Raw genomic sequence first — 16883 nt, forward strand, 5'->3', positions numbered from 1 at the left:
TTAGTAGAGCTAGCACCAATGCGAACTAAACGGATTGGGGCTACCCTTGATTGTTATGAACAACAAGTCACTGACCCGTTCCACCAATAACAAAATGGTTGCCGGTGTGCTCGGTGGGTTCGCTGAGTATTTCAACTGGGATGCGACTTTGCTGCGCGTTATATTTGTCGCGTCTTTCCTGATGCCTGGTCCGCAGTTTCTTCTCTATCTCGCAGCATGGATCATCATGCCGAAGGAAACTTACGTATAAGCGCGATCTACCGAAATATACTTAAATAGCCATACCTTGGAGTATTTATCTAATGAGCGACGCCGCTCCCGAAAAATCCACCAAGAAGATTTACCGCTCGCGTAATGACCGCCTCCTCGGTGGCGTCCTCGCAGGAATCGCGGAAAGCCAAGGCTGGGATATCACTTTCACACGAATGGTCTACATCATCCTTCCCTGCGTTGGATCGATGCTTGGCTGGAAGATTGGCGCTGGGTTCCTAGCTCTTTACCTCTTGGCCTGGTTCGTCCTGCCAGATGGCGAGTACACGCTTGACGACGATGCCCGCGGCTCCAACCACGCAGAGAAAGAAAATAAGCAATAAACGTCAAGCTTAATAAGATTGATACCTTTCCGTTACTCGCAACGCCCTCACCAGCACTATTCCAATTTCGCAATCACGCAAATTCGGTAACAAATAGAGCATAGAGTGCACGGATTCGCGCCATTTGACTTGCACAGGCTCCAGAATTACCTAGTGTTCTTTCTGTACGGCTTTGAAGCCACACCATCTTCGAATGTCCGATATTCAAAAGAATTGTCAATTTCTCTTTGAATTTAATTCGGACAAATAGTGGAAGATGTCAATAATTGAATAGGTAACTTAGTTAGCTCTCAAGAAAGTGGTTTTGAAATGCAGAACAAGAAGATGAACCGTATCGCTACCGCAATCGTTGGCTCCGCCGCTCTTCTCGGCGGCCTGGCTGCATGTTCTTCCGATGACGCACAGGATGCTGCTAACAACGCCAAGGATCAGGCGGGCCAGGTAGCAACCGACGCCACTGATAAGGCTGGCGACGCTATGGACGGAGCTAAGGACAAGGCCGGCGAGACTGCTGATGGCGCTAAGGACAAGGCTGGCGAGGCTGCTGATGGCGCTAAGGACAAGGCTAACGAGGCTATGAACGGTCTGGGGCTGGGCGACGCTGCTGGCGAGGATGTGGCAGAGGCTGACCTGCCTGAGTCCATCACCGAGGCAGCTTCTTCCTTCACCTCCCCGTACGATTCTGAGGCTGGCGAGTTCAAGTCCGCTAAGAAGGTCGGCGACGCGGTTGCCGCTGAATACGAGAACGTCACCTTCGTTGAGTCCCCGGAGACCAACGGTGCACAGCCGCTGATTGGTAAGATTCGCGAGACCTGGGTTGCCAACGGCGCACTGGAAAACGAGATTGGTCTGCCGACCGCTCCGGAGTCGGAGATTGAAAACGGCTGGGAGCAGCCGTTCACTAAGGACACCATGAAGTGGACCTCTGAGGACGACCAGAACTACTCCGACTCCTACGAGAACAAGTAGTTCTACACGAACCGAAAGATTTTGAGCGTGCCGGGTGGCACGCTCTTTTTCTTTCCCCCTAGCTAGTTAAATCCCCCTTTCCCCTAGCCAAAAACGCCAGAGGCACCGCGCCGATGTGCGCCAACAATGTTGATATCGACAATCCCCACGGCAGCCATTGATGCAAAGACCGTGGTGGGGCCTACGAACTTAAAACCAGCTTTCTTCAATGCCTTGGCAAGCGCCTTGGACTCCTCGGAGTAGCTGGGCACCTCTTCGATTGAACGTGGCTCGGGAGACTTCTCCGGTTTAAACGACCACATCAACTCGGCTAAGCCGCCGTTTTCACGCAAGGCAATAGTAGCGGCGGCGTTATTGATTACCGCGGTAATCTTCCTGTGATTCCGAATGATTCGTTCATCATTCATCAATCTTTCGACATCTTCGTCATCGAAATCAGCAACCGCATCGGGGTCGAAGTTCGCAAAGGCTTCCTGAAACGCGGGCCGCTTCTTCAGCACTGTCTCCCACGACAACCCCGCCTGAAATACCTCCAGGCTGAGCCGTTCGAATAGTCCTTGCTCATCGCGCACCGGCATCCCCCACTCGGTGTCGTAGTAGTCTCTCAGCAGCTCGCTGTGAGCAGCCCATGCCGGTCGAGCCAATCCATCCTCACCGATGATGAGCCCATTGTTTTCCGTGTAGTCCGATCCAATTTTCATCAGTCTTTCCAATCCCCCAATTCCGGTTTGACTTAGCTGAGCACCGCAGCTCTTAATTCTTGTGTTTCTGTTGACGCCCAACCAGAGCGCCATACACCAGATCCAGCGTCGGCGTTTCCACTTTCGCCTTCTGCCCCATCCGGCGGATCGCGCCAATCTGGGCATCGAGTTCATTGGCAAGCCCCGCAGTGTAGTCGCGCTGCATCGACGAGGTGTTGTCGTCCCCCTGATCATCGGTAAAGGCCAAGGTCCGCGACACGATGTCCTCTGGCAGCGCGACGCCGCAGGCTCGACCAACTGCCTCGGTTTCTTCAAACATCCGCGTCAAGCTGTCGCGCATTTCCGAACGCAAGTAACCAATCGGACTATCAGCCAGGGCACCTAGTGCACCGAGGTTAGCCACGAACATCGCTTTTGCCCATATATCGACCCAGATATCCGGGAGCTGTTCGCCACCGAGCCCAGCCGTGTGCAATGCCTCGATAACTTCCCCGACCAGGTCATTAGTGGAGCCATCGAATGTGCCGATGTTCAGGCTCATCGGTCCTGGTCGGAAGGTGACTTCTGCCGGGCCAGTGTGGATAAAGAAACCGCGGATAACACCCGGGAACACCTTGTCCTCACCGAACCGCCCCGCTGCCAAATAAGGGATTTCCACCGAGTTATGGGTGATCACCACTGCTGCACCAGCCGGAACTTGTGGGAAAGGATCGTTGCCCGGCAGCGCCTTGGTTGCCGCAATCACAACATCGACATCGACTCCATCGGCAGTGAGCTCACCCCAGTTGTCGGCTGCATTGACGGGGATAATGCTGCGTTCCCCGTGCTCGTCGATAAGCGTGAGCCCCACCTCACGAAGACGTGTCAGGGTCTCGCCGCGGGCGAGAAAGACGACATCATAACCCGCTTGCACGAGGCGACCGCCAAACCAGCCGCCGACAGCTCCTACACCTAAAACTCCAATCCTCATAGCTGCCACCTTACGACTTCCGCACTGAGCGCGAAATAGGTTGCATGCGGTTGTCCACAGGCAATCCGGGCTATCCCCAAATGAGAAATTTGAGCTTGAATTACTACCTTGTCAAAACTATGTAAAGCGGAGTAGGGTCGAAGTTAATAGATATCAACCCAGGGTTGTTACTCTTTTGAGGCAAGACCTGAGGCTCACAGTTTGTGGTGCCTCGGGTCTTTTTGCGTTTAACGGCCCTGTTTACTGTGAAGGAAGGTCACGATGGGGTCGTCAAAAGATTCCAGCGCGAGGGCAATAGTTGAAAACCTCGGTGGACCCGGAAACATCACAAGCATGACGCACTGTGCGACGCGTCTGCGTTTTGAACTCGGTGATGTCTCCAAGATCAACGAGGACAAGATTGACAAGGTGCCGGGCGTACTCGGTGTCGTTCACCAGGGCGATAACCGCTACCAGGTCATCTGTGGCGGTGGCGTCGAATCGATGTACACGGCAATTAAGCATCTACCGGAAATGAAGGGTGCCGGCGCAGTCGCCACTAAGTCCGACGCAGACGTTAAGGCAGAAGCTCGCTCGAAGGCACGCGGCAAGTACTCCTGGCTGGACAATTTCTTCGAGTACCTCTCGGATTCCTTCCGCCCAATCCTGGGCGTGCTGTTGGGTGCATCGCTGATTATCGCGATTGCGGCTGTACTCGACGGCCTGAACATCGTCGACTTCCGCGCTGAGGATAAGTCCGCCACCTGGATTTTCGTCGATGCCATGTGGCGCAGCGTCTTCTACTTCCTGCCAATCATGGTCGCCTACAACGCAGCGAAAAAGCTGCGGGTAGATCCATGGCTGGGCGCAGCCATCATGGCTGCCCTAATGACGCCAGAGTTTATGAGTCTGCAGGATACCGATCGCTTCTCGGACACCATCAAGACAGTCAACGAGGAACTCGGTACCGAAACTTTCACCGCCAACATCTTCGGCCTACCAATGCAGCTCAATGACTACGGCGGACAGGTGTTTGTACCGTTGATCATGGTCGCCATTCTGGCCGTGGTCTACCACGGGTTGAAGAAAATCTTCCCGGAGAATGTCCAGATGGTCTTCGTACCGTTTATCTCCATGCTGATCATGATTCCGCTGACGGCTTTCCTCATTGGCCCGCTGGGTATCTGGCTGGGTAACGGCATCGGCTCCGGCCTGGCATGGATGAACTCGAACGCACCGTTTGTGTTCGCAATTCTCATCCCGATGCTCTACCCGTTCCTGGTACCGCTTGGTCTGCACTGGCCGCTGAATGCCTTGATGCTGGTCAATATCCAGACTCTCGGCTACGACTTCATCCAAGGCCCGATGGGTGCCTGGAACTTCGCCTGCTTCGGAGCAACTGCCGGTGTGCTGGTTCTTTCCATGCGCGACCACGACACTCAGATGCGCCAAACTGCAACGGGTGCACTCGCTGCCGGTCTCTTCGGTGGTATCTCCGAGCCGTCCCTCTACGGTATTCACCTGCGCTTCAAGCGGATTTACCCGCGCATGCTGCTCGGCTGTTTCGCCGGCGGTCTGACTATCGCCATCCTGTCGGCTCCGTTCGGTGGTGTGACAACCAACGCCTTCGTCTTCACCTCCCTCATCACCACTGTCGTGTTCAAACCGATGTGGGTCTACCTGATTTCCGTCGCCGTGGCATTCTTCGTCGCCATGTTCGCCATCATTCTCACCGACTACCGCACGCCGGAAGAGAAGGCTGAGGCCGAGGCCGCACGCGCCGCAGAGCTTGACGACGAACCCAGCGACGCCACCCCACACGCTGCCACCAGTGGCTCCGATTCGGCTCCAGCTGAGGCTTCCGGTGACGCTGGTACCAACGCCGAGGCTGCCGCACCGGCTGCTGCGGCAGCTGGCGCCGGTGGTGTCGCAACTGCCGTTGATACCAAGCCTGTACAGGTGCAGGCCCCGGTTGCCGGTGAGGTTGTCAGCCTTGCCGAGGCCGGCGACGCGGTCTTTGCCTCCGGTGCTCTCGGTGACGGTGTCGGTATCAAGCCGACCAGTTCTACCGTGGTCGCACCCGTATCGGGCACGTTGATGACTGTGGCAAAGACCGGTCACGCCTTCGGTATTAAGACCGATGACGGTGTAGAGGTACTCGTCCACGTCGGTATCGACACAGTCAAGATGGCCGGTGAAGGCTTCGATGTCCAGGTTTCCAAGAAGCAGCACGTCGAGGCCGGCGATGTACTTGCCGAGGTCGATTTCGACAAGGTCAAGGAAGCTGGTTACCCAACCACGACACTGATGACCATCACCAATACCAAGAAGCTAACCAAGGTTTCCCCGGTCACCGGCATCTCCGTCCAAGCCGGCGACACGGTCATCGAAGTTCAGCCATAATTGATTTCTAAAAGGCATACCGGCCTGAAATCCCTCAACTTATGGAGGAGTTCACGGTTACCGACATGGAAATCCTGAGAGTATTCAATAACAACGTGGTCCTGGCCAAGGACGCGACCGGTGAAAAAATCATCACCGGCCGCGGAATTGGGTTCAAGGCTCGCCCGGGACAGCCGGTTGATTCGAGCAAAGTAGTCCGAATCTTCGTCCCGGCAGAAGGCCGCGATCCGGACCATATTGCCACGATGCTCACAGAAATTCCGCTGGCTCACATGACTCTTGTGACCGATGCGGTAACCGCAGCCGGCCTGCCGGAATCAATGACGAAGAACGCTTCCCTCCTTGTGGCGTTGGCCGATCACATTGGTTTCGCCATCATGAGGGCAGCTAACGGGCAGCGAGCCGATTACCCGCTGCTCGCAGAAGTCAGCCAACTTTATAGTGAAGAATATGCGCAGGCGCAGGCGATTTTGTCGCATATCAATCGCGCCCTCAATGACCGTCGTATAGCGCCATTGCCCCGTTCCGAAGCAGTGGCTATTACGTTGCACCTGGTCAACGCCGGGTTTGCCACGGGTGATTTGAGCTTCACCTACACCATGACGGGCGTCCTGCAGCAGCTGCTCACGATCATTGAAAGTGATTTTGGCATCACGCTGGAGCCAGAGACTGTCAATGTAGGGCGCTTCATCACGCACCTGCGCTACTTGTTCGTCCGGATTGCCAAGCATGAGCAGTTGAAAGATCACTCCTCCGCTATTGGCCAGGCCATCCGTGACTCCGCCCCAGAGGCGTTTCGCTGCGCACAGCGTATCTCCGCAGTCATTGAACTGCGTCTGGGGTCGGGGCTGACGGAAGACGAAGTTTCCTACCTCACCCTGCACATTGCACGCATTGTGCAGGCAGCGGCTGTATCTCCCACCGTCTCCAGGGCTTCCCGGAGCGTGCGCGACGTTGATGACAAGCAAGCACCAGCGGGCGGCGCACCCGCGGTGGGGTGTACAGGCACTGTGCCTGAGTCAGAAAATTTCACATATTCGACCCGAAAGGATTCAACCATGATTACTCGTACCGCTACCATCGGTTCCTCCGTAGGCCTGCACGCTCGCCCGGCTTCCCTGTTCACTCAGGCTGCTGCTGAGTACGACTACGACATTGTCATTTCCCTAGACGACGAAGAGGCCGATGCCGCCTCGATCCTGGAGGTCATGACCCTCGGCGCTAAGCACGGCGACGAAGTCACGCTGAGCTGCGAGGACGACTCCGCAGCTGCAGCTCTGGACGAGCTTGCTGCCATGCTCGAGCGCGACCTTGATGCCGAGTAAGCCCAGCTAGAACGCTCCTGGATAACACCACGGCACACCACGACCGACGAGTATCCCCGCAGAGGTCCCGAAAAGGAGATCAGAAGCAATGAACGAGCAGCACACTGTCATCTATGGCATCGGTGTCTCGACCGGTACGGCCAGCGCTGAAGTAGTAAAGGTACTCCCCGCCCCGGGAGTTGATACTCAAGAACCGTCGTCGACCGATCCCGTCGCCGATGGTGAGCGCGTCCGCGCGGCGATGGCCAACGTCGCAGAGTCGCTGAAGAAGCAGGCTGAGCACTCCAGCCCGCAGGCACGTCCGATTCTGGAGGCCACTGCGCAACTGGCTTCCGATAGGGCGCTCGCCAAGGCCGTGGTGAAGAAACTCAAGGCAGGCTCCGGCGTCACCCAGGCCGTTCACGATGCCGTTGAGGACTACGCGCAGCTCCTAACCAGTCTCGGTGGCTACATGGCTGAACGTGTCACCGACCTCTACGATGTTCGCGACCGCACGATTTGCGAGCTGCGTGGCCTGCCAAAACCGGGCGTCCCGGATGTCTCCACCCCAACTATTCTGCTTGCCGACGATCTCGCGCCCGCCGAAACCGTGGGTCTTGACCCCGAGTTGGTCGTAGGCATTGCCACCGCTGGTGGCGGGCCGACCAGTCACACGGCTATCCTCGCAGCACAGCTGGGCATTCCAGCCGTCGTTAAGGCGAAGGGCGTCATGGAGCTTGAGGCCGGAACCTTCGTCGCCATTGACGGCGGCGCCGGTGAGGTGATTGCGAATCCGACCGCCGATGAGGTCGCCGCGTTGGAAGAGCGCGCTCGACGCCGGGAAGCAGCCCTGGCGCAGTCTGTGGGCGCAGGCAAGACCGCTGATGGGTACCCCGTGAATCTGCTGGCCAACATTGGTACGGCGGAAGATGGTGAGTCTGCAGCAGCGCAAGATAATGAGGGCACCGGCCTGTTCCGTACTGAGTTCCTTTTCCTCGACCGCGACAAGGCTCCGAGTTTGGAGGAACAAACGGAAACCTACACTCGTGTGCTGAAGGCATTCGGTGAGCGACGCGTGGTTGTGCGCACGCTGGATGCGGGTGCGGATAAGCCGCTGAGCTTTGCCGACCTAGGTGAGGAAGAAAACCCGGCGCTGGGTCGCCGCGGACTGCGCCTGTCGCAGGCTCGGGAAGATTTGCTGGATACGCAGCTGGATGCACTCGCCGCTGCGTTTGACGCCACCGGGCGCAAGGCTGACCTACGGGTTATGGCTCCGATGATTGCAACGGTCGAAGAAACCAAGTGGTTTGCAGACAAGGCACGGGAGCGTGGCCTGCCGAAGGTCGGCATCATGATTGAGGTCCCCGCAGCAGCGATTCGTGCGAAGCAGCTACTGTCCATTGTGGACTTTGCCTCCATTGGTACTAACGACTTGTCGCAGTACACTATGGCGGCCGACCGTATGCAGGGGGCTCTGGCGGATCTCCTATCGCCATGGCAGCCGGCTGTGCTGCAAATGATTAAGTCCGCATGCAAGGGCGGCAATGCTACCGGCAAGCCCATTAGTGTCTGCGGTGAAGCCGGCGGTGACCCGCTGCTGGCACTGGTCCTGGTGGGCCTCGGCGTGAGCTCGCTGTCCATGGCTTCCAAGAAGGTGCCGGCCGTCCGCGCCGCTCTCCGCCTCCACGACCGCGCTACCTGCCAGCAGATGGCAGCATACGCTGTCGATGCCGAAACTGCGGCCGATGCGAAGGCCGCAGTGACCGCGCTGGTGGATCCGAAGGTGAAGGATCTGCTGTAGAGCGACGGAATTAGCACCAAGCCTGGCGTACACACGCTGTCAGCGTAAACGTGTACGCCAGGCTCTTTCTCTTATGTTCGCTGCCCCATCACAGGCAGCAAATTTTCTGGGAAATTTCTTGATTTTCCCTCTCTCGAACGCCCCATTAGGATAAATAGAGTGCCTTCGTCGGCACCACCAACGCCGTCGAAGCCCCTTAATAATTCAAATAAAGACGGATAATACAAGCCGCAACTTAATTCACGCATCAGGCTCCACCCAGCCCGTGAAAATTCACAATTTCACATTAAGAGTGTCAGTTTTCGACATCGTGGCCTTTCATCTACATGGGCACACGAACTGCAATTGCGCTGCTGTAACGGGCGTTTGCGCCACCGCAGCACCGGCAACAACGGCGTCGCCACAGCAGCATGCAGCATCGCCCTTGACCTTACGGGCGACACTAATTTAGAAAGAACACAATTCTCATGACCAAGTCGAGCGGAGTGGAGTCCCCGAAGTCTTTCGCTTCCATTATCGTAGTTACAGCTCTCATGCTGTTTTCGATGTTCTTCGGCGCGGGCAACCTCATCTTCCCGCCGAAGCTCGGAGTGGATTCCGGTACCAATTTTGGCCCCTCAATCACCGGCTTCCTGCTCACCGGTGTGGCGTTGCCAGTTCTGGCCATCATCGCCATCGCCATTTCAGGCAACAACCTGCGTGACCTAGCGTTTCGCGCAGGCCGCATCTTTTCCCTGGGCTTCCCGGTAATCGCATACCTTTCCATCGGTGCTTTCTACGCTCTGCCGCGTACCGGTGCCGTGTCGTACGAAACCGGTGTCCAGCCGATTTTCGGCAGTGATTCACTGGCCGTCGCTGCGGCCTTCTACTTTGTTTTCTTCGGTATCGCCTTAGCACTTGCGTGGAATCCGAATGAAATTGTGTCCAAACTGGGCAAGATTCTCACCCCGGCTCTGCTGATTCTCTTGGTTGTATTGGTTGGAATGTCGGCATTCAAATTCGATGCCGCTCCGGCTGCGCCAATTGAGAAGTACTCCTCTACCCCATTTGCCTCCGGCCTGGTCGAGGGCTACCTCACCATGGACTCCATCGCCGGCCTGGCATTCGGCATTATTGTGATTTCCGCCCTGCGCGTCAGCGGTGTCCCAGAGGGCAAGCGAATGGTTCGCGGCACAATGATCTCAGGACTGTTCGCCGGCATTTTGCTGGCCATCATCTACTTGGGTCTGGGCTACGTCGGCCAGGTGCTGCCGAATGCCGCCTCTTTCGATAACGGCTCGGGCATTCTCGCAGAGGCTTCCAAACTGGCCATGGGCCAGGTCGGACAGATCGTCTTCGGCCTCATCGTTCTGCTTGCATGTATGACCACGGCTGTCGGCCTGATTGCCGCCACCAGCGAGTTCTTCAACCTGCTACTTCCGGGCATCAGTTACAAGGCCTGGGCGATTATCTTCACGGTCATGTCCTTCGTAATGGCAACACAGGGGCTGTCTCAGGTACTGGCGATTGCCGCGCCGATTATCACCTTTATTTACCCGCCGGCTATCACTCTGATTGCACTGACTCTTCTCGACCCGGTCATTTCCTACTCCTTCAAGCTGCATTACACCTACCGCCTGGGCGTCTGGGTTGCCACCATCTGGTCGGGTATCTCAGTACTCTCCGGTTTGGGTGTCGGTGGTTCTGCTTTGGCGGACTTCCTCAGTCTCGTACCTGGTCAGACCATTGAGTTCGGATGGTTCCTGCCGACTCTGGCAGCGACGGTGATTGGTTACGCAATTGACGTCGTCACGCGAAAGCAACGCGCAAATCGCCCGGCGAGTGTGCTTGCCGACGCATCCGTTGCAGAAGAGGTAGCCGAAAAGGCGTAAAACCACACCCGGTTATTTGCGTTGCATAACGTAAATACCGCACGCTAGAGAAGTAAATTCCATCCGAACAAGGATTGACTATGAGTACCCGAATGCGTTTTACGCAAACGCTCCTTTTCCGCGTTATTGTCGCGATTATTCTGGGCATTGTCTGCAGCTTTTTCTTCCCGGAATGGCTGGCTCGAATTTTTGTCACTTTCAATGGCCTCTTTGGTAACTTCCTGGGCTTCTTTATCCCGGTGCTGATTTTTGCCCTCATCACGCCGGCGATTGCCAGCTTGGGCCGCGGCGCCGGAAAGTGGCTGGGTATTACCACTGCTATCGCCTACGGCTCGACGGTGTTTTCGGGTCTGTTGGCCTACGCCGCCACCCAGGGGCTCTACCCTTGGCTGCTCGGCGCTGATCAGGCCGGCGCATCGGTAGATATTGATGAGGGCGCGCTGGAGAGCTTCTTCAATGTGGAGATGCCACCGCCGTTTGACGTCATGACCGCCCTGCTGCTGGCTTTCACGGTCGGTGTGGCGATGACCACCGTGAAGTCAGACTCGCTCTACCGTGGTGCAACTCAGCTGCGCGACGTGATTATGAAGATCATCTCCGCGTTTATCATCCCACTGCTGCCGATTTACATCTTCGGCATGTTCCTGTCTATGGGCATGAACGGCAACCTGACCACGACGCTGTCGATGTTCTTCAAGGTGCTGCTGCTGGCAGTCATCGGCACCGTGCTCCTGTTGGCAATCCAGTTCTCCATCGCTGGCGCCATCGCTGGCCGTGGCCCGTGGACGTCCCTGAAGAACATGCTGCCGGCTTACGCCACCGCACTCGGTACCTCCTCCTCGGCCGCTACCATTCCGGTGACGTACAAGGCCGCGCTGAAGAATGGTGTCTCGGAGAAGGTCGCTGGCTTTACCGTGCCGCTGTGCGCAACCATCCACCTGGCCGGTTCGATGATGAAAATCACGCTGTTCGCATTTGCGGTGATGTTCATGGCGGACAAGCCGCTTTCGCCGGGCATGGCCATCGGCTTCATCCTCACTTTGGGTATCACCATGATCGCGGCTCCGGGCGTTCCAGGTGGCGCAATTATGGCCGCGGTCGGAGTGCTGCAGTCCATGCTGGGCTTCGATCAGGAGCAGGTCGCTTTGATGATTGCCGCCTACATCGCCATCGACTCCTTCGGTACCGCATGTAATGTCACTGGTGACGGCGCAATTGCCATGATTGTTAACCGCTTTGCCAAGGATGATGTCATCGACCGTTCCGAAGAGCTCAGCTTCGACGCTGAAGAGGCCAATTCCGCATCTTCCACAACCGAGGCCTAACTGGCTTCGGTGCATATGTAAAAATTAAAGAAAACATCCACCGGTCAACCCCGTCGCAATCTTTCAAAAGGCCTTCCTTCGGGCCGATGCGGCGGGTGTTGGCATACATGTAAGGGGCCCGCCTTGGACTTCATTTCGACTCGCGACCCAGAGCGCACGCCGCACAAGTTCTCAGACATTCTCCTGGGAGGTCTCGCTAACGACGGTGGCCTCTACCTGCCGGTCGAGTACCCACAGGTTGACGATGCCACTTTGACGCGTTGGCGCTCCGTGCTTGTCGACGACGGTTACGCAGCCTTGGCTGCAGAGGTCGTCAGCCTTTTTGTGGACGACATTCCACTGGAGGATTTGCGCGGTATCTGTGCACGGGCGTACACCTACCCGAAGTTCTCCGATCCGGATATTGTGCCGGTGACGAAGCTGGAAGATCAGCTCTACATCGGTCACTTGTCCATGGGCCCCACAGCGGCATTCAAGGATATGGCGATGCAGCTGCTCGGTGAGTTCTTCGAGTATGAGCTGGCTCGTCGTGGCGAGACCCTGAACATCCTCGGCGCCACCTCTGGTGACACGGGTTCCTCGGCCGAGTATGCAATGCGCGGCCGTGAGGGAATCAGCGTGTTCATGCTAACTCCGGCTGGTCGAATGACCGCTTTCCAGCAGGCTCAGATGTTTGGTCTGCAGGATGCCAACATTCACAACGTCGCCCTCGACGGTGTCTTCGACGATTGCCAGGACATCGTTAAGGCCGTCTCCGGTGACTTGGAGTACAAGGCCAGCCGCCACATTGGTGCAGTCAACTCGATTAACTGGGCTCGCCTGATGGCTCAGATCGTGTACTACGTCTCCTCGTGGATTCGTGTCACTGGCGGCAACGGTGCTGAGGCGAACAACGCGCAGAAGGTCAGCTTCAGTGTGCCGACCGGCAACTTCGGTGATATTTGCGCCGGCCATATTGCGCGCCAGATGGGTGTGCCAATTGACCGACTAATTGTGGCTACCAATGAAAACGATGTCTTGGATGAGTTCTTCCGCACGGGTGCCTACCGCGTGCGCAACGCTGCGGAGACGCAGGCTACCTCTTCCCCATCGATGGATATCTCCCGCGCGTCTAACTTCGAGCGTTTCATCTTCGATCTGCTGGGGCGCGATGCTGAGCGCACTGCAGACCTCTTTGGTGTCAAGGTCAAGGAGGGCGGCTTCTCTCTTACTGCTGATCCGATCTTCCCGGAGGCTTCTGCCCAGTACGGTTTCCTCTCCGGTCGCTCGACTCACGCTGACCGCGTCGAGACCATCAAGGACTGCTGGGAGCGCCTAGAGGTCATGGTCGATCCGCACACCGCTGACGGCATCCACGTCGCCCGCGGCCTGGTAGACCAGGTATCCACCCCAATTGTCTGCCTGGAGACCGCTCTGCCGGTAAAGTTCTCCGAGACCATCCTGGAGGCCACCGGACGCGAGCCGGACTGCCCGGAGCGTTTCGCGGACATCATGAATGCCCCGCGCCGCGTTACCGAGCTGCCGAATGATGTCGATGTGGTGAAGAAGTTCATCGACGACAACGTGGCTTAAAACCGGGCATAGCCCAACGTCCCCCCCCATCCGCGCAGCGGCAATGTGGAAGAGTGCCCTCTTTTTTAAGGGCAAACGGCATTATCTTGGACTATAGGGCTGTTATTACCCCCGTGATTACCTCACAATTGTTCACATGAGTTTCACTCGAGTTAATAGCCGTCCTATGCCCCACGCGCCCGCATCTTCCCCGCTGGAAGGTTCCCAAAAGACCACCACGGTCTCGCGGGCGCTGGCCGACACACTGGCCCAGCACTGCGACCACTGCTTCGGTCTCATCGGCAACGCGAACTCCCACTTCACGTCAGCCCTTACTGAATCGGGATTCGGCTACTCCTCCGTCCGACACGAATCGGCTGCTGTCGGGGCCGCCGATGCCTTCCACCGCGCAGGCGGTGGGCTTGCTATCGCGACCGCCACTTGCGGCGCAGGATTCACCAATGCGCTAACCACTCTGGCCGAGGCTCGAGTAGCCCGTATTCCGCTAATTTTTGTCGTCGGCACGCACCCGGAACGCCCACGTCCCTTTGACCTTAATCAGGCGGCGCTCCTCGACGCACTCGATGTCTGTCATCGCACTGTCACTACCGAGTCCGCGCTTGACGACGCAAACTTTGCGGTTCAGCACGCACTGAGCTCTCGGCAGCCTGTCGTGCTGCTGCTCCCCTATGACATCCAAGAAGCACCGATAACGGCATCTGCATCTGAAACACAGTCGGCTAACCAGGAACATCTGCACACGGGCCGACCAGAATGGCTGGAGTCAACTGTCACGTCGCTGGCCGAGGAACTGCAAACTGCCCGTCGCCCACTCATTATTGCTGGTAGAGGTGTGTTGCTCTCTGGTACCGCAGATCTAGTTCGCCGCATCGGGGACGGTGCGGGGGCACTGTTTATGCACTCAGCGATGGCTCGTCATGTGCTTTCCAGTCCGTGGCAGATTGGCACCGTGGGCGGTTTTGCGCACGCGTGGCAGGTGGAGCTAGCTCGACAGGCCGATGTGGTGCTGTTCCTGGGAGCAAGCTTCAACGCTTTCCAAAACAGTGGCGGCAACATGTTTGCACCGGACGCGAAGATTATCCAGGTTGTCGACGAGCCCCATCCCGCTGCTCAGCCGTCGGTGACACCGCTATTGGCTAAGTTGGAGGAACTTCTGCCCGTACTGGCAGAGCAGCTGGAGAAGTCCCGGGGGGCGTCGTCAAGCACATGGCGTGCGGAGTTGAAGACACTGCCGACGACAGCGGAGGTCGAGTCGCTGACGTGCGCGGATGGCCGGTTGGATCCGCGGGCGTGCCTGCAGTATCTGAATCGTATCCTGCCCAATCAGCGCGCTGTGTGTACTGACGGTGGCCATTTCCTGGGGTGGGTTCCGAAATATCTTGATGTGCCTGGTCCGCAGCAGCAAGTGATTGTGGGCACGGCGATTCAGTCAATTGGTTTGGGCATGGGGTCACTTGTCGGCCTCGCGGCGGCACGCCCCAAGGACTATTGCGTGCTAGTCGCCGGTGACGGTGGCGGCACGATGGGTATTGCGGATTTACCTGCGGCGATTGAGCAGCTGCGGCGTGGTCGTGGCGGTTGCGTGGTGTTCATTAACGATGCTGCCTATGGCGCGGAGCTGCACCAGTTTGGCGATGTCGGGTTGGACACCTCGTCCATGGAGATTGCCGACTACGACTTCGCCGCAGTCGGACGTGCCTATGGCGCTCACGGTTTCAGTGTCGGCGAACCTGAGGACTTTGCCCAACTCGACGCCTACTTCCATGACGTTTCCAACTCCGATGAGGCTTCCGTTGCCGTAATTGATTTCAAGGTCTCACGGCTGGTGGTCGCGGACTTCGTGAAGGAAGTTCTGGCTAAGGCACAAAGGTAGTTTGCCGCAGGCATGATCGGGGCCATCTAGGCCCCGGTGCGACCCCTCTTCAGGCCGGTTGGTTGATGGGGTCTACAATGTGGCGAGTGGTAAAGCAGCGTAACGGTAAAGATCAGATTTCATCAACAGATCAGCCCGCCACAGCGGTGGCAAAGGACCCGCGCGAGCACGTCACTGGCCGCGCGATTGCCGTCTGGCTGGCGGCGCTGATTACCTACATCGTTGCCATCGTCGGCCGCACCTCCATGGGTGTCGCTGGCGTCGAGGCGCTCGATCGCTTCCATATCAACGCCTCCCAACTCGCGCTATTCACCGCCGTGCAGGTTGGCGTCTACGCCCTGGCGCAGATTCCGACGGGCATCATCATTGACCGCGTCGGCGCCAAGAAAACGATGGTCGTGGGCGCACTGATCATGGCGCTAGGCCAGGTCATCATCGCGTTTACGACATCGTATCCGCTGGCTGTCATCGCTCGTGTGTTCATCGGCGCCGGCGATGCCACCGCATTCCTCGGTGCGATGCGACTGCTTCCCGCGTGGTTCCCACTGCGCGTCACTCCGCTGTTCACGCAGCTCACGGCTGGTCTTGGCCAGCTCGGCCAGTTCATCTCTGCGGTCCCGTTCCTCGCGATTCTGCACGCCGCGGGGTGGGTGCCCGCGTTCTTGTCGCTGAGCACCGCGGGTCTTCTCATCGCTATCGTAGGCATGATCGCGCTTGCCGACGTCCCGGAGAACTCCTCCACAGCCAAGATGTCACTTCGTAAACGCCGCGCCGCCAAGAAGGCCGCGAAGACGGCTGCCAATGGCGGAGCCTCTGCCGCAGCCGATGAGAAACTAACTATCGGCCAGACTCTGAAGATTGTGACCACTCACCCGGTGTGCTGGCAGGGTTTCTTCACTCACTGGACTGGTTTGATGCATCAGTGCATCTTCACATTGCTGTGGGGCATGCCTCTGATGATGCTAGGTATGGGTCTTAAGCCCTCCGAGGCCAGTGTGGTGCTGGTCGTTAACACGCTGTCAGTAATTATCGCCGGGCCGTTGATGGGCATGGTCTCGGCACGCACCGGCCGCGACCGTATCAAGGTTGTTGTCGCAATCGCGTTTATCAACATGGCCGTCTGGATTGTGTTCCTGGCACCGAGCAACCCACCAGCGTACTGGGCAATTATTGTAGTCAACATCCTAATGGCCGGTCTTGGTGCAATGTCCAACTTCGGCTTTGACTCAGTGCGCGAAGAGGTCGATCGCAAGGTACTCGCCACCGGCACTGGGTTGGCGAATATGGGCGGTTTTGTGGCCACCATGCTCGCTGCACAAGGTGTCGGCTTCCTGCTGGATATTGCAGCTCCCGATGGAAACTACACCTGGGAGACCTTCCGCATTGGCTGGTTGGCTGTCGTCGGTGTGTGGGTGATCGGTTTCGTTGGCCTGCTGGTGGCAAAGCGTGCGGCAGCACGCTTTGTCGCCCAGCAAAGCCGTTTTGAGCTGGAACCTACGGAGTAGGAACTACAGGAAGTCGA

13 protein-coding genes and 1 pseudogene are annotated in these 16883 nt (G+C 57.5%); 12 read left to right on the top strand and 2 right to left on the bottom strand.

What is annotated here, in order from left to right:
- Positions 1-55 precede the first annotated feature (55 nt).
- The 3 genes from QP981_RS05820 (at position 56) to QP981_RS05830 (ending at position 1562) form a co-directional block, all read left to right on the top strand.
- Positions 56-250 (top strand): PspC domain-containing protein, encoded by a 195-nt coding sequence (locus QP981_RS05820; RefSeq protein WP_048732581.1) that lies wholly within the window; start codon positions 56-58, stop codon positions 248-250.
- 52 nt (positions 251-302) lie between these two features.
- Positions 303-593, top strand: coding sequence for a PspC domain-containing protein (locus tag QP981_RS05825; RefSeq protein ID WP_070438601.1), 291 nt, complete (start codon positions 303-305; stop codon positions 591-593).
- Positions 594-902: 309 nt separating this feature from the next.
- On the top strand, positions 903-1562 hold the full coding sequence (locus QP981_RS05830) for a YtxH domain-containing protein (RefSeq protein ID WP_284857623.1): 660 nt from the start codon (positions 903-905) through the stop codon (positions 1560-1562).
- An 83-nt stretch (positions 1563-1645) separates the two neighbouring features.
- Here QP981_RS05830 and QP981_RS05835 read toward each other — a convergent pair whose 3' ends face one another.
- Complete coding sequence (locus tag QP981_RS05835) at positions 1646-2263, bottom strand: DNA-3-methyladenine glycosylase I (protein WP_284857624.1); 618 nt, start codon at positions 2261-2263, stop codon at positions 1646-1648.
- A 52-nt stretch (positions 2264-2315) separates the two neighbouring features.
- Positions 2316-3233 carry a 2-dehydropantoate 2-reductase gene (locus tag QP981_RS05840; RefSeq protein WP_284857625.1) on the bottom strand — a complete coding sequence of 306 codons (918 nt, stop codon included), beginning with the start codon at positions 3231-3233 and terminating at the stop codon, positions 2316-2318.
- Between the two features lie 261 nt (positions 3234-3494).
- Here QP981_RS05840 and QP981_RS05845 point away from each other — a divergent pair, with 261 nt between their 5' ends.
- From QP981_RS05845 to QP981_RS05885, 9 genes and pseudogenes are all read left to right on the top strand, one after another.
- Positions 3495-5615 carry a glucose PTS transporter subunit IIA gene (locus QP981_RS05845; protein WP_049189584.1) on the top strand — a complete coding sequence of 707 codons (2121 nt, stop codon included), beginning with the start codon at positions 3495-3497 and terminating at the stop codon, positions 5613-5615.
- A 65-nt stretch (positions 5616-5680) separates the two neighbouring features.
- Positions 5681-6496: pseudogene (locus QP981_RS05850) on the top strand (PRD domain-containing protein); the annotation flags it as partial.
- A 177-nt stretch (positions 6497-6673) separates the two neighbouring features.
- A complete protein-coding gene (locus QP981_RS05855) occupies positions 6674-6940 on the top strand; it encodes an HPr family phosphocarrier protein (protein WP_224433282.1) in 267 nt (88 codons plus the stop codon).
- Positions 6941-7028: 88 nt separating this feature from the next.
- Entirely contained in the window at positions 7029-8720 is a 1692-nt protein-coding gene (gene ptsP, locus QP981_RS05860) for a phosphoenolpyruvate--protein phosphotransferase (protein WP_070827462.1), read from the top strand.
- 467 nt (positions 8721-9187) lie between these two features.
- A complete protein-coding gene (gene brnQ, locus QP981_RS05865) occupies positions 9188-10591 on the top strand; it encodes a branched-chain amino acid transport system II carrier protein (protein WP_284857626.1) in 1404 nt (467 codons plus the stop codon).
- A gap of 80 nt (positions 10592-10671) precedes the next feature.
- A complete protein-coding gene (locus tag QP981_RS05870) occupies positions 10672-11916 on the top strand; it encodes a dicarboxylate/amino acid:cation symporter (protein WP_284857627.1) in 1245 nt (414 codons plus the stop codon).
- A 123-nt stretch (positions 11917-12039) separates the two neighbouring features.
- Positions 12040-13488: a threonine synthase gene (gene thrC / locus QP981_RS05875; protein WP_284857628.1), complete on the top strand. Its 1449-nt coding sequence runs from the start codon at positions 12040-12042 to the stop codon at positions 13486-13488.
- 136 nt (positions 13489-13624) lie between these two features.
- Positions 13625-15361: a thiamine pyrophosphate-binding protein gene (locus QP981_RS05880; protein ID WP_284857629.1), complete on the top strand. Its 1737-nt coding sequence runs from the start codon at positions 13625-13627 to the stop codon at positions 15359-15361.
- A 77-nt stretch (positions 15362-15438) separates the two neighbouring features.
- On the top strand, positions 15439-16866 hold the full coding sequence (locus QP981_RS05885) for an MFS transporter (protein ID WP_049170181.1): 1428 nt from the start codon (positions 15439-15441) through the stop codon (positions 16864-16866).
- Positions 16867-16883 lie beyond the last annotated feature (17 nt).

The sequence above is a fragment of the Corynebacterium sp. MSK047 genome, assembly GCF_030232285.1.
Taxonomy (GTDB): domain Bacteria; phylum Actinomycetota; class Actinomycetes; order Mycobacteriales; family Mycobacteriaceae; genus Corynebacterium; species Corynebacterium jeikeium_D.